We start from the raw sequence: 17,675 nt of genomic DNA on the forward strand, positions 1-17,675 counted from the left end.
GTTCTGGTGCAGTTCAGCCCTTCGGTCGCCGCGTAGTCACTTGCTCCGGTGGACCGCCGGTGGTCAAGCATGCTTGACGCTGCGTCCGGGAAACGCTTTCCGAGGGCGCCTTCGGGCGTCACGTTGAAGCGTGCGCCTCGGACCGCAATGCCCTGAGGAACGCGCAAGCAGCTGCGGACCAGTAGAAAGAACGAGGGCGGACCACTATGAGAGAGAGGTCCGCCCTCGCCGAGGTGCCCGCGTGTACGTGCCTGGCGACACGACTTTCCGGGTGGGCACGACAGGCACGCTGTCCCAGCGCAGGGCACGGCTTATCCGCTTGTCGAGCGACGCGCCCCTTCCGACGCAACTGTTCTGCTCGCGGTGGCTGTCGTGCTCCGGCCGTGCGTCGCGCACATCCCTGGAAGGGTGTGCGGCCGCTGTGCGCGTGCCGGGGCCCAGGGCGGGGAGCCGGCAGGCCCCAGCGTTGATCAGCAGGAGGCAGGGATGAGGGGTCGCTGCCGTTGACCAGGTTGGCGATGTCCCCTTCGCCTCACACGCGCGGGGATCAGGCTTCGGCGGTGGATGCAGGGAGCGGTGTGGCGGAGAAGACCGAGTCCGGGTCGACCGCGGACTTCACGGCTAGCAGGCGTTCGGTGTTCGGCCCGTAGGAGTTCGCTACCTGGTCGGGGGTCTCCAGCCCCAGGAAGTTCACGTAGCCACCCGGCAGCGAAAACGGTTCCAGAGCTGCGTGAGTCTCTTCCAGCCAGCGCAGGTGCGAGGACCTGCCTGCGCCACCGCCTGTGTGATCCTTGTTCTCGCCGTTCTCCCACATGGAGATCAGCTCGACCATGAGGTGTGGTTCGCGTCGGCCGAAAGCCGTGGAACCGAGAGGTGGGCGGGTGGCTGCACCGTGGAACTGGTGCCACACGATCGCGGAGAACGGCGAGGTGAACTCCCGGGCGGCTCGGTCCAGGACGGTTGCGATGGAGCCCGTGACGCTCTGGACGGTCCGTGTGCGGATCGCGCCCATGCGACCCGGTGGGAACATGGCGTCCGTCGCTGCCAGCGTTGCGGAACGGGCGACCGGCCCGATCTCGGCGAGCACGGTTGCACCGAGTCTGGCCAGGGTGCGTACCGGCCCGTTCTGGGCGTTCCCCACCTCCGGATCCCCCGACCAGGTCGGCGCGACGTACACCGTCGGCTTGCCGTCCGGGCCGGGGAGGAACCCCACGTCTACCGTCAGCTCGTCTGGACTGTCCTGAAGGAGCCCGCCGAGGTCGGCCAGAATGCCGGCGCTCTGGTCGATCGGGTACAGGATGGTTCCCGAGATGACGGTCGGTACGGGGTGCAGGCGGATCCGTGCCGAGGTCACGACGCCGAAGTTGCCGCCGCCGCCGCGCAACGCCCAGAAGAGGTCCGGGTGGTGTTCGGCGTCGGTGTTCACTCGTGAGCTGTCGGCCAGGACGACCTCGGCGCTGAGCAGGTTGTCGGCTGCGAGCCCGAATTGCCCCAGGAGGGGGCCGTATCCGCCGCCGAGCGTGAGACCGACCATGCCGACGGAGCCCGCCGTTCCGGTGACTGCGGTCAGGCCCGCCCGCTCGGCGGCCGAGACGACGTCGGACGAGAGCGCCCCGCCGCCCACCGTCGCGCAACGTTGGTTGACGTCGATCTGCACGTCCCTCATGTCGGTCAGATCGAGAACCAGCCCACCAGGACGGAACGCCCGGCCCCAGAAGTCGTGGCCCCCGCCACGCACGGAGAGCGGCACTCCGTGGGTGCGAGAAGCGCGTACTCCCGCCTGCACGTCAGCGGTGCTCGCGCACCGCACGACGACCGAAGGGCGGACATCGACCGCTGCGTTGAACAACGCAACGGCTCGCGTGTACTCCGGTCCGCCGGTGAGCACACGGTCTGCAGGGATGTGGGACTTCAGCTCGGCCAGGAAGGCGGAGCTGACTGTTTCGTGGGCCTCGGCGTCGGTAGGGGACTGCATGGTCACTCCTGTGTGTCACTCATCGGGTGCGGCTGTCGAGGGAGCGGTGTGGATGCGGTGACCGGGTCGGGTTCGGTAGCGCTCTGCCGGTTCGGCAAGGGTGTTCCGGGTGTTTTGAACCGGCGGTGTGCCGGGGGCGTTGCTCGGTGTCCTGAACACGTCAGGAGGAGGGCGCGCCGGGTTCGGTGCACTGCTGGGCGAGGACGGTGGCCATGTCGGGCAGCAGAGCGGGCATGGGGTCGTGGGTCAGCTCCGTCATGCGTAGGCGCCCCCCGCAGGTGGCGACACCCAGGACGTGTTCGCCGGCCAGTTGGGTGGTCTGCGCCGGCCCCCACAGAGCGGTGAGGCGTGCGCGGCCGTGTGCAGGCGCCTCAACCACTCCGAGGTTGGTGATCTGGATGTCGGCGGCGGTGACCGCGGTCATCATCGCTTCGGCCTCCTCGGGCGTGGTCGGCGGCTGCTGGGACAGCGCCAGCGAACCGGCCTTGAGCACCCCAGGTGTCCGCTGATCTTCCAGAGCTTGGTGATGGTGCTGGGCCAGCTTCCAGAAGTCTTCGGCCTGGGATGCCTCGCTGAGTGTCCGCGCTCCCGCGAACCGATTGGCGACGGCGTCGGGCAGACCCGCGGCACGGCGCAGGTCGACCGGGCTCAGCACCCTCACCCGGGCGCGGCCCGCACGATGGAAGACCGTGCTGGCGGCAGCACACAGCGCGGCGTGCACGGACATGCCCTCCGCGCGGCAGCGGGCCACGAGGCGTGTGGTCAGACCGTGTTGCAGGGCCAAGGCGGAGACGTGCGGTGTCCGTCCCGAGAACAGGGTCAGCTCGCCAGGCGGGTTCATCAGCTCGTCCTGAGGCGGCCCTGCGGGAGGCATCGCCGCGTCGACAGCTTGCAGGAGGGCCTCCTGGGAGGGCGGCGCATCCTGCCCCGGAGTCCGCCTGTCGCTCTCCTCGTCGCCGTCGAGGGCGGCGACGAGGTCCGACACCACCCGCATGCCGCCGGTGCCGTCGGTGATCTGGTGAGCGAAGGTCAGCACGATGACGCTGCCGGTCTCCGCGGGAATAAGGATGGTCCGCATGAGCGGGCCGGGCTCCGGCGCGATGGGGCGCGTCTGCTCACCAGCGACGACCGCCTGCCAGGGCGTTCCCTCGGTGGCTGTTTCGATGCTGATCGGGCCCTCTGCCCAGCGGTACTGGGCCTGAGCGGACCGGCGGTCGACCGAGACACGGAGCAGCGGGTGCTGTCCCTGCACCTGCTTGAGCGCCCGTGCCAGCGTCTGCTCACAGACCTTGCGGTCGATCTCGGCGACCAGGGAGAACTGGACGGGGTTTCGGTGCATGTAGAGATCGATGGTCCGCTCGAAGGCTCCGAGTTCCCGCACCGTCTCTATTTGCGTGTGGCTGATCGACATGAGGTTCCTTCCTCGCTGAGGTGATGTGACTGCTCGTTACCTGGACGCACCTTGACGAGGGGGCAGCTCGACCTCTTGCTGAGCGATGGACGGGGCCGGTCGGCTGTCCACCAGGCGTTTGGACGTTGCCCGAAAGGCCCAGGCGACGACCAGCGCGGCAACCACGGTGAGGGGGGTGCCCATGGCGATCTTCGCGAAGGCGAGCCAGCCCGTGGCGTCATGCACGTAGAGCCACTGCTTCACGACGAACCGGGCGCCGAGGACGCTTGCCGCTGCGAGCGTGGCTATGTCGTGTGCCCGCAGAACCTGACGGTCTGCGCGCCACGCGTGCGTGCCCCCGTGCAGGAGGTTCCATGCCACGCCGGTCAGGGGGCGACGGAGGAGGACCGAACCGAATGTGGCGAGGAATCCCGCGAAGGCCACCCAGATGCCCAGCAGGAAGAAGTCCTTGGCGGAGCCGGTGAGCGCGACGATGCCTGCCGCGACCAGAACGCCGGTCAGGCTGCCCGAGGCGGCGAGAAGACGTTCCCCGCGCAGCAGCCGGGCCACGGTGAGTACCGCACCGGTCGCTACCGCCGCGATCACGGCTGCCTTCGTCGACAGCAAGGCGAGTGCGATCACGAACACCACGACCGGGACGGTCGAGTAGACGAAGCCCGCGGTGCCGCCCATGGACTCGAGCATGGGCGAACCCGGGGCGGGGGGCCGAGCGCTTGTGTTGTCGTGAGTTGGGGAGGGGGACTGCTCGCTTTCGCGTTGGGTCATCGATCACTCCTGGTCGCGTGCTGCGTTCGCAGCGTTTCTCGGGGGTTTCCCGTTGCGGTCGCGGTGCGGTTCAGGCGCTCCAGCCGCCCCCCACGGCCCGGCTCGCTAGATAGGAGTCGCGCAGTGCCTTGCGCAGTCCGGGGATGAACGCGTCGAACCGCGCCGCTTGCGCCTTCAGGGCGGACTTGTGGGTGCGGCGGTCCTCTTTGCTCCACACCGAGGTGAGCTCCAGCTCGACCGCCAGGACGGCCATGGCCAGCTCGTCCGTCAGGCCATCGGCGGGAGGATCGTCGAGCACTATCGCGCGCACCCGGTCCTGCAGGGCGTGCACCAGGTCCGGGTGCACCACGGTGACCCTCTTGGTGGATACGACCCCCAGCTTCTTCTGCCGTTCGAAGGCGACGTCCCCGGACGTGAGCAGCTGGTCGCGGACCGGTGTTTCGGCTGTGTGTGCCTTGTTGTGCAGGAACTTCAGCCAGCCCTTGGGCTTGTCCTCGGGCAGGTCGAACCAGACCGATGCCGTGAACGGATCCTCAGGCGGATTGCCGGGGAGCCGCCGAACCTTCCCCCCGGTCGCGTCCAGTAGACCGTTACGGGCCAGCTCGGTCATCGCCCCGGCCCGCAGCATCTGGCCGCGCCCCTGGATGTTGTCGAGCTGGAACTTTTCCTTCTTGACGGTGTAGCAGAGCAGGTACAGCTTCTGAGCGAGAGTCGTGGGCATCAGAACTCCCCTTTGTGCTGGCCGAAGTGAGCAAGAGTTTCTATCGTCGACAAGAGATTGACATGCACTCAGGGAGAAGGCTCATCGGTCGCACCCTCCCTTCCTTGAATCCTGCCAAGGATTGGACGGAGCGAATGCGGTGTTCGTGCATCTCTCAGGTGGTAACCGCAAAGACCTCGCCCCTGATTTGCTTTTCAGCGGTTCTCCTACCTCCGGTTCGAGCCGTGAAACTGGTGACGTTACGGCATAGTTCTGCACGGTCTGAAGAATGGACATTTCGGGATCTATTGCATGGTGCGCGCCGAGTCCATCGTCGTGACAGAGGCGTGGAGTCGCCGATGACGGGGTGGCCTCCCCTCTGAGCTGGCCAGGTGGTGTGCTGTGAGCGGGGTGGCGACGAGGGCAAGGCGCGGGTTTTCCCTTTGCCTTGTTTGACCTGCGCCGTCAGCGACCGAGATAACATCGCCGAGACTGCCTCGGTTGAGAGCGCAGGACCTGTTCTCTGTCCGCTTTTTCGGCGCGTCAGTTCATCAAGCCGGCGCAGAACCAAGCGCGGGCAGAGCCCTGAAGTGGGTTGCGTGAGGGCTGTCCCGCAATTCTCGGTGGACCAGGCGAGTGGCGCCCAGACATGATGCATCGCAAGGTGAAGGAGCGTCCGCATACTGGATGTATGGGGACGCTCCGACCATGTGGCGAGGTGCCGTAGTTGTCGCCGGGAACCCGGCGGGAAATGCGGGCCGGCTCTTATTTTGTGGCCTTGAACATCAGTCAGCCCCGTGTAAGTCCTTCCGCTGTTCTGAGGTCGTGCCGTGCGTATGCGTGGTCGGGCGACGGCCGTCTGTGACTCAACGCTTCGCAGGCACAAGGGGGCGGGTGGTCGCGGGCGTGTCCGTCTTGCACCCGGTGCCGTCGGCAGGGTGGGTGCCGTGGAGGAGTGCTGCGTCAACTGCCTTGTTGACACAGGAGTTGATGCCGTAGGAGCCGTGTCCGACTCCTTCGCGTGTGAGCAGGACCGCGGCGTCCAGAGTCCGGGTCATGTTCTCGGCCCAGTGATGGGGGGTGACGGGGTCCAGCCGGCCTGCGACCACCAGTGCCGGTGGCGCTCCGGCGCCTGTGAGCGGCTCGGTGATGCGGTCCTTGTTCGGCGCGGGCCACCGTGCGCAGTTGAGGGCGGAGTAGGCGGCCCGGGTCCCGATCCGCTTCGCCTCAGTAGTGGCCTTTGCGGCAGCGGCCTTGTGCGCGGCGATGCCGGACGGGGTCTTCCAGTCGGCGCAGCGTACCGCGGTGTGGGTTTCGAACATCGCGGTGGGGACGGGGAAGGGGGATACCGTGACGCTGTTCCACAGGGTGTAGAGGGGTGCGCCGTTGCCCTTCTGCGCGGCCAGCAGCGCCGAGGTCAGCAGGGGCCAGGTGTTCTGGTCGCCGGCCAGGGCTCGGGTGGTCTCCAGGGCCATGGCGCCGTCGAGCTCGCCGCCCGGGGTGGCGCCCCCCTGGGCGGGTGCGATCTTCAGCGGCTTCGCTTCCAACGTGTCGATGAGTGTGTCGAACGCCTCCTCCGGGTCACCTGCCCCGAACGGGCATACTGCGGCCCCTTCGGCGCGACAGGTCTTGAACCAGGCGTTGAGGGTTCGTTCGCTTGCCACGGCGACGTCGTTTTGGAAGGGGAGGGAGTTGCCGAACCACTGGTTGGTGTCGACGGGCGCGTCGAGCACCATCTGGCGGACTCGGTGAGGGAAGAGGGTGGCGTACATCGGACCGACCACGGTGCCGTAGGACAAGCCGTAGTACGAGATCTTTTTCTCGCCGAGCGCGGCGCGGACTCGGTCGATGTCGCGAGCCACGTTGTCGGTGGAAAGGCTGGCCAGGAACTTCTTGCTCTGGTGCTTGGCGCAGCCGTCGGTGAACGCGGCAGCATCGGCCAGCAGTCGCGGCAGAGGCTTGCCTCCGGGGATCGCCGGGTCGAAGGAGGTGCCGGCGGCGTCGGCTCGCTGCTGGTCGGTCAGGCAGCGAACGGCCTGCGATTGGCCGACGCCGCGCGGGTCCATCGCGATGACGTCGAATCTGGCGAGCACAGCGGGAGAGAAAGCGCCCGGAGTGCCGGCTGTCTTGGGCAGATTACGCAGTGTCTCGGTGGCGGCGACCCCGGGTCCGCCCGGGTTGAAGATGAGACTGCCGATGCGCTGGTCGGGATCAGTGGCCCGATGCCGCATGACCGCGAGGGATATCTGTGCGGCCCCGGGGTCGGTGTATTCCTGCGGCACCTTGATCGTGGCGCATTCCAAATTCTTCCCGCACGTGCTCCAAGTGAGCGGGGCAGGGGAGGGGGCCGGGGCCGACGCGCCCGTTGCGGACGTGCTGCGCAGCCCCGAGACGCCGGACGAGCACCCCGTCAGGGCCAGGAGGGCTGTGGCGAACGCAGCCCCGTACTTGGCGGTGGCCCGTGGCCTCAACTGGATCATGATTGTCTTCCTTTCGTCTCGTCCTGCGTGAGCCGTTCCCTGTGGCCCGGCCGTGCCAGTCGCGCGAGCGGCCGGCCGAAGAGGGCTGACGTGGCCGCGCCTTCTCGCTTCGATGAATCAGTGACCGGCCGCGTCGAGCAGGGAGGAGTACCGCAGGCGGAGTGCGCGCTCCATGCTCGCCAGAACCGCCCCGCCCCCCAGTGCGAGGTTCAGCCAGATCGGCAGGTGTATCGGGGAATCGAACGCTCCGCCCCGCTGCGCGACGGGCGGAATCTCAGAGACGGGTTCAGTGAGCCGCAACAGGTTCAGGCCCACACCGATGACCAGCAGCAGCACCGATCCGACGGTGATCGCCACGCTCAGTCCCGGGTGACGAGCACCGAAGCGCGCCCTCCGTCCCTCCGCGGAGGCAGGGTCGGGCGTGAGCTGAACGGCTGTCCGTCCGAGGGGCGATAGTGGCAGCGCTTGATGCCGTAGCTTCGCCACCTCGATGACGCCCCCGTCGACAGGAGGAGAGTGCGGGCAGTTTCGACTCGGCCGCCTGCCTGCTTTCCAGGAACAGGTGTGCGCGAATCCTGCTGTCGTCCAACCGCGCCCAGTGCCGTACGTCGACGGCCTGCAGGCGTTCCTCCCCGCCGTCACCGGGAAGCCGCAACCAGAACAGGTAGCGCACGGGGAGCTGCCACCAGCGGAACCGCTGCCGTTCCCTGCCGTCGCCCGGCTTGAGGCGCCTTGATGCCGCCCACTGCTTCAACGCCATGCTCCGCCCTTGCTGTGTGCAGCGGCCGCACCGCCACTAGTACGGCGTGCTAGAAGGACACTAACACGCTGTACTAGTACGGCGTGTTAGTACAGTGAAGGGTGCTGGGAGAAGTGAAGGAGAGCGGGACATGGAAACACGCGAGAAGATCCTCAAGGCCGCTGCGGAGATGATCGCCGAGGATGTAGCGGCGAAGCTGAGCGTGCGAGCGGTCGCCGCGCGTGCGGGGGTGAGTGTCGGCTCGCTGAGGTTCCACTTCCCCACCCAGCGCGCGCTGCAGGACAGCTTGCTCGAGCGGATCTACGAACACCTGCTGCCCGGCGACCCGATCCGGGACCAGACCCTGGCGCCCCGCGAACGGCTGCTGAACTGCCTGCGGCAGGTTCTCGCCCTGACCGGCACCAACGAAGACGCGCGAACCGCATGGGGCGCCACGTACCGGAACTTCATCGAGCCCGAGCCGACCGAACCGGTACGCGCCGCATACCTCCGCCTCGAGCGGGAGGCGGAGCGCCGGGTCGAACACTGGCTGACCGTGCTCGCCGAGGAAGGCGCACTGCCCCCGGGAGACCACACCCGCAACGTCAGGTTCCTTCTCACCATGCTCAACGGACTCTCGTTCGAACGCGCCCTGCCCGTCCGCGTATCCGTCCTGCTTGCCGAGACCGAGACACTCAACGCAGCTGTCGACCACGTCCTCTCCACCGGCCCCGCATCACCGCTCAGGCCGACTCGGCCGTGAACCGAACCAGGCACTCCTCTGCACCGGTTGCTCCCGAAGAGCAGGGGCGCGAGAGCAGATTGATGTATGCCCTTTGTCCCTTGTGCGGACCGGGCCGGTCGGGGGCAACCTGCTGGTGCTGTGACCGCATGGGTTCGCCGGTTCGTATGCCTTACAGGTTGTTCGCATAGAAGCTGACGAGTCGTTCGACTGCAGCGTCGACGTATTCGGGTTCGTCGTACATCTCGTAGTGGCCGGCGCCGTCGATCACCATGAGGTCGGCGGGGCTGGGGGCCAGCTTCCATAGCTGCATGCCGGTGTCGTAGGAGCCGGTGTTTCCGATGCGTCCGGCGAGGATGACCTGCAAGGGCTGAGTCATGAGCTGATCGGCCAGGTGGAAGGCGTCGTAGCCCAGCAGGTGGGAGTCGCCGCGCAGGAGGCGCCGGTTCGTGGAGTATGCGTTGCCGCCGCGCTCGGTGCGGTAGTAGGTGATGGCCTGAGTGGTGTCGATGTCGGTCAGGCCCGCTGCCTCGGCGTCCTCGAGGGTGTCGGGCAGCCAGTTCACGCGGGTCATCTCGCTGGAGCGGGCCTCTTCGGTCCGTGCGTCCGCGAGGGCGTCGAGTGCTGCGGCCGGACCGTCGGGGGAGAAGCTGCGGAACGCATTGCCGATGTTGACGGGGACGACCGTACCGACCGCCTTGATGCGGTGGTCCGTGCGGGCGGTGTGAACGGCGTAGCCGCCACCGGCGCAGATGCCGAGGACGCCGATGCGCTGCGGGTCGGTGCTGGGGATCGTGGTGAGCACGTCGATGGCGTACGAGATGTCCTCGCCTCGGCGGTAGGGGTCTTCGAGGTCGCGGGGCTCGCCCTCGCTCTGGCCCTGGTGGGCGGGGTCGAGGGCGAGGGCGGCGATGCCGTGGGCGGCGAGACGGGAGGCGTAGTTGGCACCGATCTGCTCCTTGACGCTGCTGCCGGGGGTGGAGAGCACCACAGCGGGCAGCTGCGCACTGCTGTCGGCGTTGTCGGGCAGGTGGAGGTCCGCGGCGAGGTTGATGGGACCGCGCGGGATCGTGAGGTGCTGGATCACGCCTGGCTTCCTTCGTGAGATTGTTGTTCCATAGGAGTCCAGTACAAAAACTATCGTGTACGAACTGAAACTAATACGAAACCGTATCATCTGGGTGGAGGGTCGATGTCAGTCGACGGGGCGCAGCTGTGGACGCTGAACCAGCGGCTGCTGGGTGTTGTGATGGATGCCTGCACGGGGGAGCTGGCCGAGCTCGGGTTGGAGACGAAGGAGTTTTTCGTCCTGGCCGAGGTCGAGGCGTCGCTGTACCCGGCCGAGATTGCGACTGCGCTGCTGCTGCCCAAGGCGAGCGTGACGGTCTACGTTCGCAACCTCGTCGCCAAGGGCTTTGTCCGCCGCGAGATCGACGAGGCGGACTTGCGGCGTCATCGGCTCGTACTGACGGCTGAGGGCACGCAAGCACGCGACCGAGCACGTGCAGCTCTCGCGGCGGAGTACGACCGCAGGTTGGCGAGGGTCACCCCCCAGGACCGCGTTGAGCTGCAACGCATCCTCAAAGCGATGCTCGCCTCGCCCGCCTCAGGCCGTATGCGCGAGTGATTCGTCTGTCCGGTGCTCTGCTGCACGTTCGCCGCGACCGTATGGGTTCGTCAGATCGTTCAGGTCGCGACGGCAAGGGACGTCCGCCCCAGCGGATGCCCTTCTCGCTCCGGACGCGGGCACGTTCGCGACGCTGCGCCGCGATGATGTCGGGGTGGCGGGTGTTGTTGTTCCGCCAGCGCAGGTAAGCGTGCAGGGCCCGGGTTTGCACGCGCCGTCCGGGCGCGCGGTCCGGATCGACATCAGTGCGGCCAGGGTGTTCACTGCGCCCTTCTTGCGGCGGTTGACGCCCCACAGCCGGTCGTCGCCGACGGAATAGCAGCCGTGGAAGTACCGCACCCCGTAGGTGCGGTGGTAGGTCGCGGGATGGCGCCCGGGGCGACCGGCGGGAGCCCAGTCGGCCTTGGCGGTGGGGCGGATGCCGAGCGGCCCGAACTCGTCGAACGCGAACACGCGGTCCGCGAAGCGTTCCCGCACCTCCTCGACGCGGTCCAGCTTGCCGTCAGGCTCGGGGTCGGGCGACACCTTCCAGGTTTTGGTGCGCTGGAAGATGATGCCGCGGCGGGCGAGCAGGCACCGTAATGCCTCGCGGCCGATCCGGATCACACGGCCGTGCTCCTTCCGCAGGTAGGCGGTGGTTTACGGATCGACCAGCGGGTGAAGGGCCGGCTGCGCGCACACGGGCAGGCTCAGCCACCACACCCCCCAACCGGTTGGGTCGGACGTGTCTGGACATCCAACCGCTGGAACCGCCGGCCCGGCGAACCTTCGCGGTCAGAGCACGAGACGAGCACGTCGACAGCCGCCGAGTCCTCGACTGGGGCAAAGACGAGCGGCGCAGCCATGGGTATGTCCGAGGGCCTCGGCGATGATGTTGCGCCGGCGGACCATGAACTCCCTGTCGGCGGAGGGCGAAGAACTCTCCGTCCGCCGTACGGTTCGTGCAGCCGGCCGTTGGTCCGCGGCAGGCCCCGGTGGTTGTCGTATACCCCTGCGGCATTCGCGGCCACTCTGAACCGCGATGGTCTCAAGGACATCACCAAGAGGGGGTGGACGGCACCCTCGTACGCTCTGGCCTGTCCCAGCCTGCCGTGGCGTCATGGTTTTCAATGGGGCCCACGACGTGACCGCGTCGGCAGCACCGGACGATGGGGAGTTTTCGATCATGGCGTGGAGCACCCGGGAGATGGCGGAGCTGGCCGGCGTCAGCCTCAGGGCCGTACGGCACTACCACGACATCGGCCTGATGGAGGAGCCGGAGCGCCGTTCCAACGGCTATAAACAGTACGGCGTCGGCCACCTTGTCCGGCTCCTCAGGATCAAGCGCCTCACGGCCCTGGGCTTCTCCCTCTCCCAGATCGCGGACATGGACGACGACCCGGATTCGGGTCCCGATCCGCGTGACCTGCGGGCTCTTGACGCTGAGCTGGCCGCCACCATCGAACGCCTGCAACACGCCCGTGCGGAGGTGGGCGCCCTGCTGCGCGGACGAGCCGCGAGCGATCTTCCCCTCCGCTTCGCCTCCGTGGACAAGACAGCCGAGCTTCCTGACCCGGACCGCTCATTCGTCACCGTCCTCGGTACGGTCCTCGGCCCCGGTGGAATGGAGGCGTATGCCGACTTGCTCGATCAGGATCCGCAGCCGGTGGCACTAGAGCTCAACGAACTTCCCGCCGATGCAGACGAACTGATCCGCCAGAGTCTCGCCGAGCGTCTCGTGCCCTACGTCCAAGGTCTACGGGCCCGCCATCCCGGGCTCAGCGACCTTGCTTCGGACGCCCCGCGCGGCCGACAGCACACCGCCCGCACCATCGGCAAGGCCATCAGCGATCTTTACAATCCGGCCCAGGTGGATGTCATGAAGCGGCTCGACGGGCTCCTCCTGTCCGATGTGGATACCCCACGGTGACCGCTCTCGGAACGCCGCTTCGTGACCTGGCGGGTGGAGCTCAGTGTGCGCAGACGCAGGACGGGCGGCGGGGCTGACTGCGAAGTGGCACTGTGAGAGGTCACCAGCAGTTCGCGGTATGGGCAGCACGCCTTTCCGGAGCAGTAGCAGGCCCGGTGGGTGGTGTGGCAGTGAGTTCGGGCCCCGCTGCCCATGGCGCCGGAGCTCGAATGCGTGTCGCGGAGCGGGCCTTGCGGCGGTTTGGGCGGTCGCGCGTTGGAGAAGAGTGACAGTCGTCCTCGTGCCACCCCCAACGTGCCCCGCCATCGTGGAGAGCCACGCGGCCTGACGGGGATGCGCGGCCGGGCGGCCTCGCCGGTGGACGGGCGGTGCACGGACGCCTTTGGACGGTGCAGCACGGGGTGGCAGAGGCCAAGCTGCTGCACATGCTCTGATCAGGAAAAACGTCATAGGGCAGCACAACGAGGCACCACCCGACATGATCGCCCTCGGTCTCGTAATGCGTAGGTCTCGGGTTCGAATCCCGAAGGCGGCTCAGAAGAACCCCAGGTCACGTCATGCGTGAGCTGGGGTTTTCTGTTGCTCGGTGCCGACCGCAGCTTTTGCATCACTATCACTGGGGTCAAGGCATCCACGACGTCGGGCCCGCCCACGGCAGCGGCTGTCGCTACCACCGCGCCTGAGCGGGCCCGTCACTCCGGAACCGGCCGGTCCGGAACCGGTCGGCGTCCGATGCCCGTCAGTCAGCCGCCTCGCCCGGGTACGCGTTCTCGAACGCCGCGTGGAACAGCGCCGTGACGTCCTGGCCCGTGAGGCCCTCGGCGCGGGCCTGGGTCAGCCAGTCGGTGAGGGCGGTGCGGAGCGGGGAGTCGGGGCCGGACTGGGGCTGGGCGAGGGTGCGGGTGATGAACGTGCCCGCCCCCTGGCGTACTTCGGCGAGGCCCATGCGCTCCAGTTCGCGGTAGGCCTTGAGGGTCGTGTTGGGGTTGACCTTCGTGGTCGCGGCGACCTGGGCCGCGGTGGGCAGCCGGTCGCCCTCCTCCAGCGCGCCCATGCGCAGCGCCTGCTCGACCTGCCGGACGATCTGGAGATAGGTCGCCACTCCACTGCGCCGGTCGATGCGGAACACGACCACGGACTTCACCTTCCGCTCGATTGCCGACACTTTACGTAGGGGAGGGACGGTGGGTCACAGTGGGCGGCGCGAGGTCCACCAGAGGGTGAACGCCGTGAGCAGGACCGTTCCGGCGAGCAGGATGCCTGCCGCGAGCCACTGCATCCCCGCCATCTGGTTGTAGCCGATGTACTGGATCACGTCGTTGACGATGCCGTGCTCCTTGATGCACGCGTTCGTCGCCTTCTCGGTCGCCTCGGCGCAGGTGCCCCAGCCGTACAGGGTGCCGTCGGCGCTGCCGACCCAGCGGTCCACCTCGTACGCGTCGTTGAAGCGCGCGGGAAGTTCGGTGTCCATCGGGTACGTGAACATCTTCGGGGAGCCGAGCCGTACGCGGACCTCGTCCCAGACGAACAGGGTGGTGACCGCGGTGAAGAGGAACGCGCCCACCATGGCCGGGAGCACCCGGCGGACCAGGGCGCCGATCGTGATGCCGGCGGCGGTGAGGAAGAGCAGGAAGGCGGGGAGGACGGGGCCGGTGTTGTCGAAGATGACGCCGTCGGTCCACACGCTGAGGAAGAGCGAGCGGTGCGGCTTCCACCACCAGGTGAACAGGGCCGAGACCACCAGGCCGGAGACCAGCGCGAGGGTGTAGGCCAGGCCCAGCTTGGCGATCAGCCACTGGCGGCGGGTCACCGACTGGGTGGTGACGAGCTGTGCGGTGCCGTTCTCCTGGTCGCCCGCGATCAGCGGGGCGCCGATGAAGACGGCGAGGATCAGCGGCAGGCCGTTGATGATGCTGGTGATGTAGTCGTAGCCGCGGTTGTTGTCCATCGGGCGGCCGGGGTCCTTCTCCGGCCAGCCCTTCGCGTCGAGCAGCTGCACCAGCTCGTGGCGCTCGTACAGGATCCAGAGCGCGGTGAGCGCCGTGAGGCCGAGGACGCAGGCGAGCGCGATCCGGTGCTGGCGGACGACGAGCCAGGGCAGGCCGCGCAGCAGGCGGCGGCCGGGGGTGAGTTCGGAGGGCCTCCCGGACCTTCCGGGCTTCTCGGTGAGGGTGGTGCTGCTCATGCTGCCTGGGTCCCTTCGGCGTCGACGCGGGCGCCCTGGGTGTAGAGCGGGGGTGCGTCCGGGGAGCGGAGATGGGCGAGGAGGACTTCTTCCAGGGAGGGTTCGGCCCGCTCCCAGTCGGCCGGGAGCGGGCCTCCGGGGCGGATCATCGCCTGGAACTGCCGTCCCTGGAGGCGGGATTCGACGATCGTGTGAGCGGCCAGCTCGGGCGGCAGCGAGCCGTCCCGGGACACCCCGGTGACCAGGGTGTGGGCCGGTACGAGCGCGTCGGCGTCACCGGCCATGCGGATCCGGCCCTCGGAGACGACCAGCAGGTAGTCGCACATGTCCTCCAGCTCGGTCAGCATGTGCGAGGACATCACCACCGTGGTGCCGCGCTCGACGGCCTCCGCCATCAGCAGGGTGCTCATCTCGTCCCGGGCCAGCGGGTCGAGGTCCGACATCGGCTCGTCCAGGAGCAGCAGGTCGGGCCGCTTGCCGAAGGCGAGCGCGAAGGCCACCCGGGTGCGCTGGCCGCCGGAGAGCGTGCCGACCTTCGCGTCCGCCGGGACGTTGCCCGCGCGGACGATCCGCTCCGCGGCGGCCGCGTCCCAGCCGGGGTTCAGCTCGGCGCCCATCCGCAGCGTCTCCGCCACGGTGAACCGCTTGAACAGCGGCTTGTCCTGGCCGAGGAACGCGACCTGGGGCAGTACGGCGGGGTCGTCGACCGGTACGCCGAAGACGCGCAGGTCGCCGGTGGTCGGCTGCACCTGCCGGGTCGCCAGCCCGAGCAGGGTGCTCTTGCCTGCTCCGTTCGGGCCGACCAGACCGCAGATGCGGCCGGCCGGGATCCGGAAGGAGCAGTCGCGCAGCGCCCAGCCGCGCCGGTAGCGCTTGCCCAGGCCGCGGGCCTCCAGGGCCCAGTTGCCGGACGTCGCGTTCGGGATGCTCGTGTCTGCCACGCGCCTCACCTCGGTTCCGTGATCCGTGATCCGTGGATCTGTCATCGTGATTCCATGAATCAATTAATGGAATAATGGAGTCGTGAGGGAATGACTGTCAAGCCCGGGGCACGTGGGCGCGGGCGGGCGGGGGAGCGCGGGGGTCAGCCGCGCAGGAAGGCCAGGACCGCCAGCACCCGTCGGTTGGTGGCGTCCGAGATGTCCAGGTCGAGCTTGGTGAGGATCGAGCCGAAGTGCTTGCTGACCGTGCCCTCGCCGACGTGCAGGGCCTCGGCGACGGACGCGTTGGACCGGCCCTCCGCCATCAGGGCGAGCACCTCCAGCTCACGGGCGGTGAGCCGGGCCAGCGGATCGCGGCGGTGCCGGATCAACTGCCGTACGACCTCGGGGTCCACCACCGTGCCGCCCTCGGCCACCCGGCGCAGCGCGTCGGCGAACTCCTCGACGTGGCCGATGCGCTCCTTCAGCAGATAGCCCACCCCCGTACCGTCCGAGGTGGCCAGCAGGTCCTCGGCGTAGGCGCGCTGGACGTACTGGCTCAGCACCAGGACCGGCAGCCCCGGCAGCTTCCCGCGCAGCGCGACAGCGGCCCGCAGGCCCTCGTCCGTGAAACCGGGCGGCATCCGGACATCGGTCACCACGATGTCCGGGCGGTGCTCCAGCGTGGCGGCGTCGAGCTCCTCGGCCGTGCCCACTGCGGCCAGGACCTGGTGCCCGAAGCGCTCCAGCAGGCCGACCAGGCCCTCGCGCAGGAGCACACTGTCCTCGGCCAGTACGACGCGCAGCATCAGGTCCTCGAATCCGCGGGCGGGCAGGGGACCTCCAGCCGGAACACCGTCGGCCCTCCGGGCGGACTGGACATGAGCAGGGCCCCGCCCAGCACCGAGAGGCGATCGGCCACGCCCTGGAGCCCGGTCCCGCCGCCGACGTCCGTATCCGTGCCGGGGGCCGTGACCGCCCCGCCGCGCCCGTCATCCTCGACCGCCACCGCCAGCCGCCCGTGCGCGGCCTCGCCCGTCACCGCCACCCGGGTCGCCCCGCTGTGCTTCGCCACGTTCGTCAGCGCCTCGCTCACCGCGAAGTAGACGGCGGTCTCGACGGCTTCGAGCAGCCGGTCCGGCACGGACAGACGCACCTCGACCGGTATCGGGGAGCGGTCCGCCAGGTCCTCGACCGCCGCCACCAGACCCCGGTCGGTGAGGACGTGGGGATGGATGCCGTGGATCAGCTCCCGGATCTCCACCAGCGCGGCCGAGGCTTCGTCGTGGGCCCGCTCCAGCAGGCCGCCCAGGGGCTCGGCCGGCTTCTCCAGCCGGGCGAGGCCCAGCGTCATGGAGAGCGCCACCAGCCGCTGCTGCGCGCCGTCGTGCAGATCGCGCTCGATACGGCGGCGTTCCGCCTCGAACGCGTCCACCAGCCGCATCCGCGACCGGTCCAGCTCCGCGATCCGGGAGTCGAGCGCGGCCTCCGGCGGGGAGAGCAGGGCCCGCGTCAGCACGCCGCGGCCCCGGGCGACGAACCTCAGCGGCCAGGTCAGCAGCGGCAGCAGCACCACCCCCGCCACCAGCACCGCGGACGCCTCCGGCCAGGAGTCGGCGAGCCAGAGCTTCAGGACCCGCGCCTCCCCGTCACCGCCCACCGCCATCATCACCGGCGTCCCGATCAGCCCGCCGCACACCAGGAGGACCGTGCCGACCGCCAGCGCCTCCAAGGGCCACAGCACGAACGAGAAGAGCAGCGCGTACGCCAACTCCCGCCAGGTGCACCGCTCCTGGAGCCGGGTCCGCAGCCAGGACGCCAGACCCGGCGCGGGCGGTTCGCGGTGCGGATCGGCGAGCGGCACCGGGTCGATCAGCCGGAGCCTGCGCCGCTCCAGCGCGGCCAGCGGGATGCCGGACAGGACGAGCGTCAGCAGCAGCGGCACCCCGATGACGAGCACGGCCAGCGCGCTGCCCGCACCGGCCAGCAGGAGCAGCGCGACCAGCGTCACGGCCCCGAGGGGCACGCTGGTCAGCAGGTAGAGCGCGGCCCGGAGGGGGGTGGGCGTGGATCCCGTTGCTGATGACGGGGGCGGGCTGGGGGTGAGCATGCCCGGCACGTTACGAGACGGGTTTCCCGGTCGGCCACCCTGCTTCCTGCCCCCTCATGGTGGAGCTGGCTCCACCATGAGGACTCCGTCCCGCTGCGATGTGCCGCGCCGG

15 protein-coding genes and 1 pseudogene are annotated in these 17,675 nt (G+C 68.8%); 3 read left to right on the plus strand and 13 right to left on the minus strand.

Going from position 1 to position 17,675, the window contains the following annotated elements; all coding sequences use genetic code 11:
* Positions 1-547 precede the first annotated feature (547 nt).
* From WQO_RS19440 to WQO_RS36875, 6 genes are all read right to left on the minus strand, one after another.
* A complete protein-coding gene (locus WQO_RS19440; RefSeq protein WP_010056037.1) occupies positions 548-1,975 on the minus strand; it encodes an FAD-binding oxidoreductase in 1,428 nt (475 codons plus the stop codon).
* A 160-nt stretch (positions 1,976-2,135) separates the two neighbouring features.
* Positions 2,136-3,386 carry a phthiocerol/phthiodiolone dimycocerosyl transferase family protein gene (locus WQO_RS19445; RefSeq protein WP_010056036.1) on the minus strand — a complete coding sequence of 417 codons (1,251 nt, stop codon included), beginning with the start codon at positions 3,384-3,386 and terminating at the stop codon, positions 2,136-2,138.
* Between the two features lie 36 nt (positions 3,387-3,422).
* Positions 3,423-4,058, minus strand: a complete 636-nt coding sequence (locus tag WQO_RS19450; RefSeq protein ID WP_234316427.1) for a DUF3159 domain-containing protein — start codon at positions 4,056-4,058, stop codon at positions 3,423-3,425.
* 163 nt (positions 4,059-4,221) lie between these two features.
* Positions 4,222-4,872, minus strand: coding sequence for a GOLPH3/VPS74 family protein (locus WQO_RS19455; RefSeq protein ID WP_010056034.1), 651 nt, complete (start codon positions 4,870-4,872; stop codon positions 4,222-4,224).
* Positions 4,873-5,717: 845 nt separating this feature from the next.
* The gene (locus tag WQO_RS19460; RefSeq protein WP_237274149.1) at positions 5,718-7,154 is read right to left on the minus strand and encodes an alpha/beta hydrolase; all 1,437 of its coding nucleotides are present in this window, start codon (positions 7,152-7,154) and stop codon (positions 5,718-5,720) included.
* Positions 7,155-7,448: 294 nt separating this feature from the next.
* A complete protein-coding gene (locus WQO_RS36875; protein ID WP_010056030.1) occupies positions 7,449-7,688 on the minus strand; it encodes a hypothetical protein in 240 nt (79 codons plus the stop codon).
* Positions 7,689-8,221: 533 nt separating this feature from the next.
* On the opposite strand from WQO_RS36875, the gene WQO_RS19470 reads away from it, so the two are divergent.
* Positions 8,222-8,833 (plus strand): TetR/AcrR family transcriptional regulator, encoded by a 612-nt coding sequence (locus tag WQO_RS19470; protein WP_010056028.1) that lies wholly within the window; start codon positions 8,222-8,224, stop codon positions 8,831-8,833.
* 151 nt (positions 8,834-8,984) lie between these two features.
* On the opposite strand, the gene WQO_RS19475 is transcribed toward WQO_RS19470, so the two are convergent.
* The gene (locus WQO_RS19475) at positions 8,985-9,899 is read right to left on the minus strand and encodes an alpha/beta hydrolase (protein WP_010056027.1); all 915 of its coding nucleotides are present in this window, start codon (positions 9,897-9,899) and stop codon (positions 8,985-8,987) included.
* Between the two features lie 105 nt (positions 9,900-10,004).
* Here WQO_RS19475 and WQO_RS19480 point away from each other — a divergent pair, with 105 nt between their 5' ends.
* Entirely contained in the window at positions 10,005-10,439 is a 435-nt protein-coding gene (locus WQO_RS19480) for a MarR family winged helix-turn-helix transcriptional regulator (protein ID WP_010056026.1), read from the plus strand.
* 73 nt (positions 10,440-10,512) lie between these two features.
* On the opposite strand, the pseudogene WQO_RS19485 reads toward WQO_RS19480, so the two are convergent.
* A pseudogene (locus WQO_RS19485) lies at positions 10,513-11,122 on the minus strand (COG3415 family protein); the annotation flags it as partial.
* Positions 11,123-11,604: 482 nt separating this feature from the next.
* Here WQO_RS19485 and WQO_RS19490 point away from each other — a divergent pair.
* A complete protein-coding gene (locus WQO_RS19490; RefSeq protein WP_010056024.1) occupies positions 11,605-12,348 on the plus strand; it encodes a MerR family transcriptional regulator in 744 nt (247 codons plus the stop codon).
* A 739-nt stretch (positions 12,349-13,087) separates the two neighbouring features.
* Here the strand turns inward: WQO_RS19490 and WQO_RS19495 are convergent.
* The 5 genes from WQO_RS19495 to WQO_RS19515 form a co-directional block, all read right to left on the minus strand.
* On the minus strand, positions 13,088-13,492 hold the full coding sequence (locus WQO_RS19495; protein ID WP_029181840.1) for a GntR family transcriptional regulator: 405 nt from the start codon (positions 13,490-13,492) through the stop codon (positions 13,088-13,090).
* A gap of 45 nt (positions 13,493-13,537) precedes the next feature.
* On the minus strand, positions 13,538-14,533 hold the full coding sequence (locus WQO_RS19500) for an ABC transporter permease (RefSeq protein ID WP_010056022.1): 996 nt from the start codon (positions 14,531-14,533) through the stop codon (positions 13,538-13,540).
* Positions 14,530-15,474 (minus strand): ABC transporter ATP-binding protein, encoded by a 945-nt coding sequence (locus WQO_RS19505; RefSeq protein WP_010056020.1) that lies wholly within the window; start codon positions 15,472-15,474, stop codon positions 14,530-14,532. Before WQO_RS19505 ends, WQO_RS19500 begins: the two co-directional genes overlap by 4 nt.
* Positions 15,475-15,617: 143 nt before the next feature.
* On the minus strand, positions 15,618-16,262 hold the full coding sequence (locus WQO_RS19510) for a response regulator transcription factor (protein ID WP_010056019.1): 645 nt from the start codon (positions 16,260-16,262) through the stop codon (positions 15,618-15,620).
* Entirely contained in the window at positions 16,262-17,563 is a 1,302-nt protein-coding gene (locus tag WQO_RS19515) for a sensor histidine kinase (protein ID WP_050992186.1), read from the minus strand. The genes WQO_RS19510 and WQO_RS19515 overlap by 1 nt, the downstream gene beginning before the upstream one ends.
* Between the last annotated feature and the right edge of the window lie 112 nt (positions 17,564-17,675).

Origin of the sequence: Streptomyces globisporus C-1027 (assembly GCF_000261345.2) — a bacterium.
In the GTDB taxonomy this organism is placed as follows: domain Bacteria; phylum Actinomycetota; class Actinomycetes; order Streptomycetales; family Streptomycetaceae; genus Streptomyces; species Streptomyces pakalii.

Excerpts from the sequence above, each read along its gene's own strand:
- WQO_RS19440 (WP_010056037.1), bottom strand. The coding sequence starts at position 1,975 with ATGCAGTCCCCTACCGACGCCGAGGCCCACGAAACAGTCAGCTCCGCC.
- WQO_RS19445 (WP_010056036.1), bottom strand. The coding sequence starts at position 3,386 with ATGTCGATCAGCCACACGCAAATAGAGACGGTGCGGGAACTCGGAGCC.
- WQO_RS19450 (WP_234316427.1), bottom strand. The coding sequence starts at position 4,058 with ATGGGCGGCACCGCGGGCTTCGTCTACTCGACCGTCCCGGTCGTGGTG.
- WQO_RS19455 (WP_010056034.1), bottom strand. The coding sequence starts at position 4,872 with ATGCCCACGACTCTCGCTCAGAAGCTGTACCTGCTCTGCTACACCGTC.
- WQO_RS19470 (WP_010056028.1), top strand. The coding sequence starts at position 8,222 with ATGGAAACACGCGAGAAGATCCTCAAGGCCGCTGCGGAGATGATCGCC.
- WQO_RS19480 (WP_010056026.1), top strand. The coding sequence starts at position 10,005 with ATGTCAGTCGACGGGGCGCAGCTGTGGACGCTGAACCAGCGGCTGCTG.
- WQO_RS19490 (WP_010056024.1), top strand. The coding sequence starts at position 11,605 with ATGGCGTGGAGCACCCGGGAGATGGCGGAGCTGGCCGGCGTCAGCCTC.
- WQO_RS19500 (WP_010056022.1), bottom strand. The coding sequence starts at position 14,533 with ATGAGCAGCACCACCCTCACCGAGAAGCCCGGAAGGTCCGGGAGGCCC.
- WQO_RS19510 (WP_010056019.1), bottom strand. The coding sequence starts at position 16,262 with ATGCTGCGCGTCGTACTGGCCGAGGACAGTGTGCTCCTGCGCGAGGGC.
- WQO_RS19515 (WP_050992186.1), bottom strand. The coding sequence starts at position 17,563 with ATGCTCACCCCCAGCCCGCCCCCGTCATCAGCAACGGGATCCACGCCC.